Origin of the sequence: Tersicoccus mangrovi, assembly GCF_036881825.1 — a bacterium.
Lineage (GTDB): Bacteria > Actinomycetota > Actinomycetes > Actinomycetales > Micrococcaceae > Tersicoccus > Tersicoccus mangrovi.
This window is the reverse complement of sequence record NZ_JBAJMW010000001.1, coordinates 597,954-609,156: the sequence shown is the minus strand read 5'-3', so window position 1 is coordinate 609,156 and position 11,203 is coordinate 597,954. Positions and strand designations below refer to the sequence as shown.

12 protein-coding genes are annotated in these 11,203 nt (G+C 71.8%); 9 read left to right on the top strand and 3 right to left on the bottom strand.

Annotated elements, in window-relative coordinates; translation table 11 throughout:
- The first annotated feature begins 8 nt into the window (after positions 1-8).
- Together sigK and V6N00_RS02985 are read left to right on the top strand one after the other, a co-directional pair.
- On the top strand, positions 9-587 hold the full coding sequence (gene sigK / locus V6N00_RS02990) for an ECF RNA polymerase sigma factor SigK (RefSeq protein WP_334230561.1): 579 nt from the start codon (positions 9-11) through the stop codon (positions 585-587).
- The gene (locus tag V6N00_RS02985) at positions 584-1,468 is read left to right on the top strand and encodes an anti-sigma factor (protein WP_334230560.1); all 885 of its coding nucleotides are present in this window, start codon (positions 584-586) and stop codon (positions 1,466-1,468) included. The genes sigK and V6N00_RS02985 overlap by 4 nt, the downstream gene beginning before the upstream one ends.
- Before the next feature lie 21 nt (positions 1,469-1,489).
- Here the strand turns inward: V6N00_RS02985 and V6N00_RS02980 are convergent, their stop codons facing one another.
- Positions 1,490-2,746 carry an aminotransferase-like domain-containing protein gene (locus tag V6N00_RS02980; protein WP_334230559.1) on the bottom strand — a complete coding sequence of 419 codons (1,257 nt, stop codon included), beginning with the start codon at positions 2,744-2,746 and terminating at the stop codon, positions 1,490-1,492.
- An 86-nt stretch (positions 2,747-2,832) separates the two neighbouring features.
- On the opposite strand from V6N00_RS02980, the gene V6N00_RS02975 reads away from it, so the two are divergent.
- From V6N00_RS02975 to V6N00_RS02945, 7 genes are all read left to right on the top strand, one after another.
- Complete coding sequence (locus V6N00_RS02975) at positions 2,833-3,891, top strand: glutathione S-transferase family protein (RefSeq protein WP_334230558.1); 1,059 nt, start codon at positions 2,833-2,835, stop codon at positions 3,889-3,891.
- 73 nt (positions 3,892-3,964) lie between these two features.
- Positions 3,965-4,447, top strand: coding sequence for a MarR family winged helix-turn-helix transcriptional regulator (locus V6N00_RS02970; protein WP_334230557.1), 483 nt, complete (start codon positions 3,965-3,967; stop codon positions 4,445-4,447).
- Between the two features lie 127 nt (positions 4,448-4,574).
- A complete protein-coding gene (locus V6N00_RS02965) occupies positions 4,575-5,492 on the top strand; it encodes an SDR family oxidoreductase (protein ID WP_334230556.1) in 918 nt (305 codons plus the stop codon).
- 84 nt (positions 5,493-5,576) lie between these two features.
- On the top strand, positions 5,577-6,380 hold the full coding sequence (locus V6N00_RS02960; RefSeq protein WP_334230555.1) for an SGNH/GDSL hydrolase family protein: 804 nt from the start codon (positions 5,577-5,579) through the stop codon (positions 6,378-6,380).
- 70 nt (positions 6,381-6,450) lie between these two features.
- Positions 6,451-6,930, top strand: a complete 480-nt coding sequence (locus V6N00_RS02955; RefSeq protein WP_334230554.1) for a tRNA-dihydrouridine synthase — start codon at positions 6,451-6,453, stop codon at positions 6,928-6,930.
- A gap of 46 nt (positions 6,931-6,976) precedes the next feature.
- On the top strand, positions 6,977-8,176 hold the full coding sequence (locus V6N00_RS02950) for a glutathionylspermidine synthase family protein (RefSeq protein WP_334230553.1): 1,200 nt from the start codon (positions 6,977-6,979) through the stop codon (positions 8,174-8,176).
- Positions 8,173-9,618 (top strand): APC family permease, encoded by a 1,446-nt coding sequence (locus V6N00_RS02945; RefSeq protein WP_334230552.1) that lies wholly within the window; start codon positions 8,173-8,175, stop codon positions 9,616-9,618. Before V6N00_RS02950 ends, V6N00_RS02945 begins: the two co-directional genes overlap by 4 nt.
- A gap of 45 nt (positions 9,619-9,663) precedes the next feature.
- Here V6N00_RS02945 and V6N00_RS02940 read toward each other — a convergent pair whose 3' ends face one another.
- Both V6N00_RS02940 and V6N00_RS02935 read right to left on the bottom strand, forming a co-directional pair.
- On the bottom strand, positions 9,664-10,323 hold the full coding sequence (locus tag V6N00_RS02940) for a hypothetical protein (RefSeq protein ID WP_334230551.1): 660 nt from the start codon (positions 10,321-10,323) through the stop codon (positions 9,664-9,666).
- 70 nt (positions 10,324-10,393) lie between these two features.
- Positions 10,394-11,128, bottom strand: coding sequence for a DUF4386 domain-containing protein (locus tag V6N00_RS02935; protein ID WP_334230550.1), 735 nt, complete (start codon positions 11,126-11,128; stop codon positions 10,394-10,396).
- Between the last annotated feature and the right edge of the window lie 75 nt (positions 11,129-11,203).

Here is an 11,203-nt window from a genome sequence, read left to right as displayed (position 1 = left end):
CTGGGGACATGAGCACACCGTCGGAATCCGCGAGGGCTTCCGACGCGCACCTGGAAGCAGTGATGATCCGCGTGGCGGCCGGCGATCAGGACGCGTTCAGCGCCCTCTACGACGCCACGTCGGGCCATCTGTTCGCCGTCATCCAGAAGGTGCTGCGCAACCAGGCGCTCAGCGAGGAAGTCCTCCAGGACGTCTACGTGCAGATCTGGCAGAACGCCGGGGCGTACGAGGCCGGTCGCGGGAGGGTGATCACGTGGTGTCTCACGTTCGCCCACCGGCGCGCCGTCGACCGCGTGCGTTCGGTCAGGGCCAGCCAGGAGCGTGACCTCGCCCAGGGCATGAAGGAGTACCAGGAGTCCTACGACGACGTCGAGGACACGGTGACCCTCCGCCTGGAGTCCGAACGGGTCAACCGCGCGATGGAGGACCTGAACTCGGGCCAGGCCACGGTCATCAAGCTGGCCTACTACGGCGGGTACACACAACAGGAGATCGCCCGGATCATGGACCTGCCGCTCGGCACGGTCAAGACGAGGATCCGGGACGGCATGAACAGACTACGCACCACGTTGGGGGTGAGGACATGAGCGACCAGCACGCGAACGATGACGTCTACGACGACGAGGTGGAGGCCGAACTCGGTCTCGCCCTGTCGCCGGTCCAGCCGCGCCCCGAGGTCAAGGCGAGGCTGATGGCGGCGATCGCCGACCTGCCGCAGAACGCGCAGACCACGCACCGGTCGCTCGAGGACCGGGCGCAGACGGACCGGCCGGACGACGGCGTCCGGCCGATCCCCATGGGGGTCGCGACCGACGGCGCCCGTGCTGACGGCGCCTCGCCCGATGCTGCCCCGCGGCACGGCGCCCCCGTGGACGATGACCGCATCGCCCCGGTCGATGAGCGTGCCTCCGTCGACCGGCGGCCGGCCCGCACCACCGCATCCGAGGACGCCGCACCCGACAACGTCGTGCAGCTGAACCGGTGGCGTCGCACCGCGACCTGGCTCGGTGCCGCGGCGGCCGTCCTGCTCGTCGCCGGTGTCGCCCTCGGCGGGTGGGCCGGCAGCCTCAACCAGCAGCGAGCCGAGGCGGAGCAGCGGCTCGCGGCGCAGACCGCGGGGCGCGACGCGGCGCTCGAGGTGTTCACGGCGCCCGACGCCGTCATCCGCGCCGGCAAGGCCGGCAACGGCGGTTCGATGAGCGTCGCCTCGTCCAAGTCGCTGAACCGGTCCGCGGTGATCAGCCGCGACCTGCCGGCACTGGCCTCGGGCAAGACGTACGAACTCTGGTACATCGCCGGGCAGCAGGCCCGGCCGGCCGGCACCTTCTCGGCGTCCGGAAACGTCACCTACACGGCGCTGGAGGGTCAGCTCGACGGTGCGACGCACGTCGGCGTGACCGTCGAGCCGGCCGGTGGCTCGAAGGCCCCGACCACGACGCCGATCGTCCTCCAGCCGACCGAGGCCTGAGCCCCGGCAGCGGGGTTCGCGCTATCGGGTCGTCTCGAGGGCGGCGCTGATCACCCCGGCCAGCCGCCGCACGCCCTCGGCGATGCCGTCCTCCTCGACGGCGCTGAACGACAGACGCAGGCTCGGGCTCGGTCCGTCCGCGGCGGTGAAGGCGCTGCCGGGGACGAAGACGACGCCGGCCTCGATGGCCGGGCCGAGCAGGGCCTCGGTGTCCACGTGCTCCGGCAGGGTCAGCCACACGAAGAAGCCGCCGGTCGGCGTGGTCCAGTGCACCCCGTCCGGCATCGCGTCGGTCAGCGCGGCGACCATCGCCTCCGCCCGCTTGCGGTAGACCTCGCGGTAGGAGCGCACCTGGGCGACCCAGTCGAACCGGTGGAGGTACTCGACGGCGAGCATCTGGTTGAACGCCGGCGGGCAGAGCACGACGCACTCGTTCGCCAGGTAGAGGCGCTGCTTGAGGTGCGCGGGGGCGAGCATCCAGCCCAGCCGCAGCCCGGGCGCGAAGATCTTGGAGAACGTGCCGAGGTAGACGACGTCGTCCGGGTTGTCCGCCCGCAGCGGCCGCGCCGGCTCGCCGTCGAAGGCCAGCATGCCGTACGGATTGTCCTCGACGACGAGGACGTTCGCCTTCCGGCAGACGTCCACGACCCGCTGCCGCCGGTCCGCGGCCAGCACCGCGCCGGACGGGTTGGCGAACGAGGGGATCGTGTAGAGGAACTTGACCCGCTTGCCCTCGGCCTCCACCGCGGCGACGGCCGCCTCGAGCGCATCGGGCAGCAGCCCCTGCTCGTCCGAGGCCACCGGCCGGACGTCCACCTCGTACGCCTCGAACGTGTTCAGGGCCCCGACGTAGGTCGGATCCTCGGTGAGCACGACGTCGCCCGGATCGCAGAACACGCGGGTGCACGCGTCGAGCGCGGACTGGGCGCCGGCCGTGACGATGACGTTCTCGGGCACCGCGTCGGTGATCGCCTCCTCGGCCATCACGGTGCAGATCGCCCGGCGCAGCTCGTCGGTGCCCTGACCGCTGCCGTACTGCAGGGCCGTGGCCCCGTGCTCGGCGATGAGGTCCCGGGCGATGTCGCCGAGTTCGTCCATCGGCAGGGTCTGCAGGAACGGGTTCCCGCCGGCGAGCGAGATGAGCCCCGGGCGCATCGAGATGTCGAAGACGTTCCGCACGGCCGACTGCTTGATGTGCAGCGCCCGCGCCGAGAACAAGGTGGTGTGCCGGTGCGCGTCCGCGAGGCGCGTCTCGACGTCCGGGAGAGGGGAGTTCATGCGGCCAGCCTAACGGGCGGTTTCCTCGTGGTCACCCGCTGATTCCTGATCGATACGCCGCGTCGTCGCGCTCCTAGACTGACGGCATGACCACCGCGAACGACCAGCAGGCCCCCGGGGCCGACGACGCGCACAGCACCCAGGGCTCGTACGTGCACGAGGGCGAGGAGTTCACCCGCGACACCGCGTACATCGAGGGCCGGATCACCCGCGACGCGCGGGACGGCTGGCCCGTCGAGGCGGGCCGGTACCGGCTGATCGCGGCACGGGCGTGCCCGTGGGCCAACCGCACGGTGATCGTGCGCCGCCTGCTCGGCCTCGAGGACGCCATCTCCCTCGGCCTGCCCGGGCCGACGCACGACGCGCGGTCCTGGACCTTCGACCTCGACCCGGACGGCAAGGACCCCGTGCTCGGCATCGAGCGGCTGCAGCAGGCCTTCTTCGCCCGGTTCCCCGACTATCCGCGCGGCATCACCGTCCCCGCGATCGTCGACGTGCCGACCGGTGGCGTCGTGACCAACGACTTCCCGCAGATCACCCTCGACTTCTCCACCGAGTGGACCGACTTCCACCGGCCCGGCGCCCCCGCTCTCTACCCCGAGGACCTGCGGGAGGAGATCGACACCGTCAACCGGCGGGTCTACACCGAGGTCAACAACGGTGTGTACCGGTGCGGTTTCGCCGGCAGCCAGGAGTCCTACGAGGACGCATACGACCGGCTGTTCACCGCCCTGGACTGGCTCGAGGACCGGCTGCGCACCCAGCGGTACCTCGTCGGCGACACCATCACCGAGGCCGACGTGCGGCTGTTCACCACCCTGGTGCGCTTCGACGCCGTCTACCACGGCCACTTCAAGTGCAACCGGTCCAAGCTCTCCGAGATGCCGGTGCTCTCCGCCTACGCGCGCGACCTGTTCCAGACACCCGGATTCGGCGACACCGTGGACTTCGTGCAGATCAAGCGGCACTACTACATCGTCCACCGCGACCTGAACCCGACGCAGATCGTCCCCGTCGGGCCCGACACGACGTTCTGGCGCACGGAGCACGGCCGTGAGCGGCTCGGTGGGTCCCCGTTCGGCGCGGGCACCGCGCCCGCGCCGGTCCACGCGGGCGAGGAGGTCACGCCCGGCCACGGCGCCTGAGGGGGTCGATCCATCACGGGCTGCGTCCGACTCGAACTGCTTGAAGGTTTGACCGTGTGACATCATCGGGGGCATGGCGGCGAAGTGGTTGAACGAGCGGGAGCGGGACGCGTGGCTGTCCTATCTCTTCGCGTCCATGCTCGTTCCCTCCGCGCTGGACCAGGAGTTGCAGCGTGCGGCGAAGATCTCCTTCTTCGACTATTCCGTGCTCGCGCACCTCTCGGAGAAGCGGGACCGGACGCGCACCATGAGTGACCTGGCGGCGTGCACGTCGTCGTCCCTGTCCCGGCTCTCCCACGTGGTGACCAAGCTGGAGAAGCGGGGCTGGGTCGAGCGGTCCGCCTCGTGCGAGGACGGGCGGGTGACCGAGGCGCGGCTGACCGACAGCGGGTTCGAGCTGCTCGAGCGCCTCGCTCCGCAGCACGTCGCCCAGGTGCGGACCCTCGTGTTCGACGCGCTCGACGCGCAGGACGTGCGGGACCTGGACCGCGTGAGCCGGAAGATCCTCGCGAACATCGACGAGGACCACTGGTTCTTCCGGCGCGACGAGGACTGACCGCCCGCACCCTGCCGTGACCCTCCGGTGGCGCCCACCGCGCATCATCAGTAGGCTGATGAACGGTTCGCGTCCCGCCGTGCGGCATCGGTTCCCCGTTCCGCACGGCACCCGAGATGGAGGTGCCATGTCCGACCAGAACGCCAGTAACCAGAACGACCAGACCACCCTGCAGAACCCGGTGGACCAGCACGAGTCGATCAGCCCCTCGAAGCAGCACCAGGATCCGCCGGGTCTGGACAGTGAGATGACGCCGAAGGCCGACCTCGGCGAGTCCACCTACACCGGATCGAACCGGCTGTCCGGCCGCCGCGCCCTCATCACCGGCGCCGACTCGGGCATCGGAGCCGCCGTGGCCATCGCCTTCGCCCGTGAGGGCGCCGACGTCGCCCTCGCCTACACCCCGGCCGAGCAGAGCGACGCCGAGCGCATCGCCGGCCTCGTGAAGGACGCCGGCCGCACCGCCGTGCTCCTGCCGGGCGACCTGCTCGACAAGCAGTACCGGGACGGGCTCGTCGACGACGCCGCCGGGCAGCTCGGCGGTCTCGACATCCTCGTCAACAACGCCGGCAAGCAGGTGGCCGTCGAAACGCTCGAGGAACTGACCGACGAGCAGGTCGAGCAGACGTTCGCGATCAACATCGTCGCGATGTACGCGCTGTCCCGGGCCGCGCTGAAGCACCTGCCCGCGGGCGGCGCCATCATCAACACGACGTCGATCCAGGCGTACGAGCCGTCCCCGACGCTGCTGGACTACGCGGCCACCAAGGCCGCGATCAACGCCTTCACCAAGGGCCTGGCCCAGCAGCTCGCCGAGCGCGGCATCCGCGTCAACGCCGTCGCGCCCGGTCCCATCTGGACGCCGCTGCAGGTCTCCGGCGGCCAGCCGAAGGACGCCCTGCCCGAGTTCGGCAAGAGCACCCCGCTCGGCCGCGCCGGCCAGCCCGCCGAGCTCGCCCCGGCCTACGTGTTCCTGGCCTCGGCCGAGTCCAGCTACGTCCTCGGGGAGACGCTCAACGTCAACGGCGGTATGCCCACCCCGTGACCGCGGGACTTCCCGACCCGGCGACGGGAGGCCGTTCACCCCGTGTTCGGCCTCCCGTCGTCTGCTGTCCCTAGCGTGCCCACCATGGCGGGACGATTCGTGGCCCTCGGCGACTCCTTCACCGAGGGCGTCGGCGACTGGAACGCCGCGCGCCCCAACGGCGTCAAGGGATGGGCGGACCGCGTCGCCCGGCAGCTGGCGCGGCAGGACCCCGCCTGGGAGTACGCCAACCTGGCGATCCGGAGCAAGCGGCTGCGGCAGATCGTCGCGGAGCAACTCGAACCGGCGCTCGCACTCGAGCCGACCCTCATCACCGTCTACGCCGGCGGCAACGACATCCTCGATCTGCGCACCGACGTCGACGCGCTGCTCGCGCAGTACGAGCAGTTCGTCGCCGCGCTCAGCGCGACCGGTGCTCGCATCGTCCTGTTCACCGGGTACGACCTGAAGATCAGTCCCCTGCTCGAGCCGTTCCGGCGCCGGCACGACGTCTACAACGACGGCGTCCGCCGCATCAGCGCCGCCCACGGCACGGACCTGCTCGACTTCTGGGCGCTCACGGCGTACCGGGACCCGCGCATGTGGGACCCCGACCGGATGCACATGTCCACCGCGGGCCACCGGTACATGACCGCGCGGGTGCTCGACCTGCTCGGGGTGACGTACGTGCCGGACCTGCCCGACGACGACCCCGAGCGGCCCGGACTGCGGGACGCGCTGCGAGCGGAGCGGCAGTGGGTCACCGACTGGGTGCTGCCGATGTTCGGGCGCAAGCTGCGCGGCGTCACCCTCGGCGACGACCTCGAACCCCGGTGGCCCGACCCGATCCGGCCGGCGGACGGCATGAAACGGCTCGCCCGGGCACGGATGGCGCGACTGGCCGGGTAGGAACCCCGGCCCTGTCCGGCCCCGCATCCCGTACGCTTCGACCAGCACCACATCAGCAGGGGGACACCGCATGATCGAGGACGCCACCGCGCGCCCGGAGCCGGGCCGTCGAGCCGACGAGCCCGCCACCGCCAGCACCACCGCATCGCCCGCACGCCGCCGCTTCCGGGCCAGCACCACCGTCGGCCTCGGGGTGACCGCGGTGCTGGCCAGCGCGCTGATGACCGGGTGCTCGCCGGACGGGGACGTGATCGACGCGGACTACGCGCAGGTCTGCCAGGACCGCACCAGCCAGCAGCGGGTCGAGGACGACAAGTGCTCGGACTCCGGCCGCGCCGGCGGCCACTACGGCTGGTACTTCTTCCCGATGGGCTCCCGGGGCTCCAGCAACACCCGCTCCCTGCCCGGCGTCGGCGACCGGCTGTCCGGCGGCACCACCTCCGTTCCCGCCGGGGCGAGCGCGAAGTCCGGTGTGCCCGCGAAGGGCTCGTCCAGCGTCAGCCGCGGCGGATTCGGCGGTGGCGGCAAGGGCGTCCACGTCGGCGGCTGACCGATCCCCGCGACCACCCTCCCTCCAACCGACTGAAGGAGCGCGCATGGAGCGCATCCGCAGTACCCCGCGCCCCGACTGGCGGCAGAAGACCGAGGCACAGGGCCTCATCTACTCGACCACCGTCAAGGACGACGGAAGCACCATCGAGTACTGGCACGAGGACGCGTACTACCTGTTCACGATGCCCGAGGTGGAGACGCTCGAGACCGTCACGGAGGAGCTGCACCGCATGAGCCTGGAGGCCGCCCGGTTCCTGGCCACCGGCGCCATGGGCGACCTCGGCATCGGCCCGGCCGCGATGGAGCTGGCCCGCCACTCCCTCGAAGCGGCCGACCCGGCCGTCTACGGGCGGTTCGACCTGGCGTACGACGGCACCGGCCCGGCGAAGATGCTCGAGTACAACGCGGACACCCCCACCGGACTGGTCGAGGCCGCGATCTGCCAGTGGTACTGGCTGCAGGACGTCAAGCCGGCCAACGACCAGTGGAACGGGATCCACGAGGCCCTCGTCGCGGCGTGGGCCCGACGGCGGACCGAGACCGGCCTGACGCGGCTGCACGTCGCCCACGTGGGGGAGGAGGGCACCGGGGAGGACTGGATGAACGCCGCCTACCTGCTGGACACCGCGCAGCAGGGCGGCTGGCAGACCCAGGGTCTCAACATCGCCGACATCGGCTGGGACCGCGACGCGAAGCGGTTCGTCGACCTCGACGACGCCCCGATCGAGGCCGTCTTCAAGCTCTACCCGTGGGAGCTGATGATGGCCGACCCCTTCGGCATGCACGTGCAGGACCATCCCGACGCGGTCACCTGGTTCGAGCCGGCCTGGAAGATGTTCCTGTCGACCAAGGCGCTGCTGGCCGCGCTGTGGCACCTCTACCCGGGCCACGAGAACCTGCTGCCTGCCTACCTGGACCAGCCGGGCCCGCTCACCGAGTGGGTCGCCAAGCCCCTGCACGGACGGGAGGGCGACAACATCGTCATCCACGCCGAGGGCATCGACCTGGTCCAGCCCGGTCAGTACGGCAACGAGGGCTGGTGCTACCAGGCCTTCCACCCGCTGCCCGACTTCGGCGGCAACCGGGCGGTGCTCGGCGCCTGGGTGGTGGACGGCGAATCGGTCGGCGTCGGCGTGCGGGAGTCCGACGGGCTGGTGACGGACTACTTCGCCCGGTTCCTGCCCAACGTCATCGACGCCCCTGCTCCGGTCCTCGCGCCGACGGCGACCGAGGGCAGCCGATGAGCGCCGCACCGGGCCACGAGGTCACCGACGTCCCCACCGGGCCCAAGGGCCTGGCGGCCGGCAGGCTCGGCCTGGCCGGCTCCACGGCGCTCGGCATCGCCTCCACGTCGCCGGCCTACTCCCTGGCCGCGACGCTGGGACTGGTGATCGCCGCGTGCGGCCCGCAGACCCCGATCGTCATGGTCCTCGCCTTCGTGCCGATGCTCGTCATCGCGATCGCATACCGGGAGCTCAACGCGTATCTGCCGGACTGCGGCACCACCTTCACGTGGGTGTCCCGCGCCTTCGGTCGCCGTACCGGCTGGATGAGCGGCTGGGCGATGGCGCTGGCCGGCATCATCGTCCTCGCCAACCTGGCGCAGGTCGCCGGCCAGTACCTGTGGCTGCTGATCGCACCCGACGCCGCGGGGAACACGTGGCTGGTCACCGGCACCGGGGTGGCGTTCATCGCCGCCATGACCTGGGTGAACCGGCGCGGCATCGAGATCGGCCAGCGACTGCAGTGGGCCATGACTCTCGTCCAGTACGCGGGGCTGGCCGTCTTCGCCGCCGTCGCGATCCCCGCGCTGGCCGGCGGTACGGCCCCCGGTGCGGCCAGCCCGTCGCCGGACTGGTTCAACCCGTTCACCGTCGCCGACGGGCACGCCCTCTGGTACGGGATCCTGCTCAGCCTGTTCATCTACTGGGGCTGGGACACCTGCCTGGCCCTGAACGAGGAGACGAAGGACCCGCGCACCACCCCCGGCCGCGCCGCCGTCCTGTCGTCGGTGATCCTGATGGGCACCTACGTGGTCCTGGCCGTGCTGGTCACCGCCCTGACCGGCGCCCGGTCCGGCGACGACGTCGTCGACGTCCTGCACGACGTGAGCGCGGCCGTGATGGGCCCGTGGGCGCCCGTCGTGCTGGTCGCGGTCCTCGTCTCGGCCACGGCCTCGACGCTGACGACCATCCTGCCCACCGCCCGCGGCACCCTGTCGATGGCGGTGCAGGGCGCCCTGCCCGAGGCATTCGCCCGCGTCCACCCGCGATTCCTCACCCCGTCGTTCTCGACCACCGTCGTCGGGGTGTCCGCCGTCGGCTACTTCGTGGTGATGACGGCGATCAGCGCGGACCTGCTGGCCGACTCGATCGCCGCGATCAGCCTGTTCATCGCCGTCTACTACGCGTTGACGGGCTTCGCCTGCGCGTGGCTGTTCCGTCGTGATGCCCGCGGGCCGCGGCAGTGGCTCAACCGGGTGATCCTGCCCCTGGCCGGCGCCGTCATCATGACCGTGGCGCTGATCGCCTCCGCGGTCGACCTGGCCGATCCGGCGTCCGGCGCCACGAGCGTGTTCGGGATGGGCGGCGGACTGGTGATCGGGCTCGTGGCCCTCGCGGCCGGGATCCCGCTCATGGCCGTCTGGTACGCGCGTCGTCGACGGCCGGCCACGGTCGGCACCTGAGCCTGCCGGCCCGGTCGCCGGGACGGCCCCGGTGTGCCGGCGCGCTCAGCGGTGGGGTCGGGTGATCCAGTCGGAGTCGTAGCTCACGGGCGTCCGGGGGCCGCGGTGCGGACCGTGCCCGCCGAATCCGCCGTCGCCCGGTTCGTCGTCCCGGCCCTCGGAGAGCACCGCGACGGTGACGGCGATGGCCGCGGCGATGAACAGGGCGAGCGCGAACATGAGGCAGGCGAGCACGAGCGACGTGCCCGTCTCCTGCGCGCCGGTGGCCTGGGCGAGCGGCACCATCAGGGTGCTCGCCACGAGCAGCAGAAGGCCGAGTACGGCGAGGACGACGGCGATCCGCCCCGGGCGAGTCCGCAGCACGGTCCGCGCCCGCGACGGCTCGCTCGGGCCCGCGTGGCGGGGCAGTCGGCCGGTGTTGACGAGGACGTACCCCGTGACGCCGACGACGGCGAGCAGGGCGGCGACGACGACCAGGACGACACCGGCCGTGCCGCCGACGGTGAGGCCGCCCGTGCCGAGCAGCAGGCCCAGGACGAGGGCGGAGAAGGACAGGCCGCGCGCCATCCGCCGGTAGGCGACCAGTTCGCGGCCGACGAGCTCACGCCGGGCCGACGGCGGGGGCACGGCGACGCGCTGTCCCCAGCGCGGAGGCGCGGGATCCTGCGGGGTCGGCGGCGTGCGGTCCGGGTGGTCACTGCTCACGCCATCGAGCCTATGCCCGCCACCGCGCGGCCACATCCGGCCACGGCCGATCCGGTGGACCGGTCCGGCGTCAGGATTCGTCCGGCGCGCTCGAGGCGAGCCCGGCCGGCGCGAACCCCTTGAGCAGCAGCCACACGCCCAGCGAGCCCTCCCACACGATCTCCGGCAGGGTGAGCACCGCCGAGACCGGGGAGAACTGCGGGTAGGCCCCGAACATGACCGCGATGCCCGACACCGTCATGAGCGGACCACCGATCACCCCGCAGAGCGCCATCGCCCGCGGGACGAGCCGCGAGCGGTACATCATCACCCCGAGCAGGAGGCCGTTGCCGACGCCGACGACGAAGCCCGGGCCGAGCAGGAAGGCCCAGTCGTGGAGCGCGACCAGGGCGCCGGCGACGGCCGCGACGGACGGCTCGGACCCGGCGGAGCGGTGCAGGGAGACCAGCGTGAGCACGGCGACGATGCCGAGCGCGATGAACCCGCACTCCACGATCCGGGCGGCGACGTAGCCGAGCGAGAGGGCCGGGAAGCGGCGGCGCAGCACGGGGAACAGTGCGAGCGCGGTGCCGATGTTGGCCGCGATCAGCACCAGTTCGCACACCGCGCCCAGCAGGGCACCGGTGGCGGTGCCGGCGCCGAGGGCGAAGCGCGGGTCGGTGAGGGCGGTGCCGTACAACTGGGCGCCGGCGATCGCCGAGACGAAGGTGAGCAGGAAGAGGGCGCCGGCGGCCAGGGAGAGCCGCCGGGCGGAGGAGAGTGCGGCGCCGCGCGCGGCGGAGGGGGACGGAGCTGCGATGGTCATGACGGGTCCTTCATCGAGGGTGATCCGACGGCAGGTGTACGGCGTACACCTGGTGATGCGAGTGACTCTAGGTGT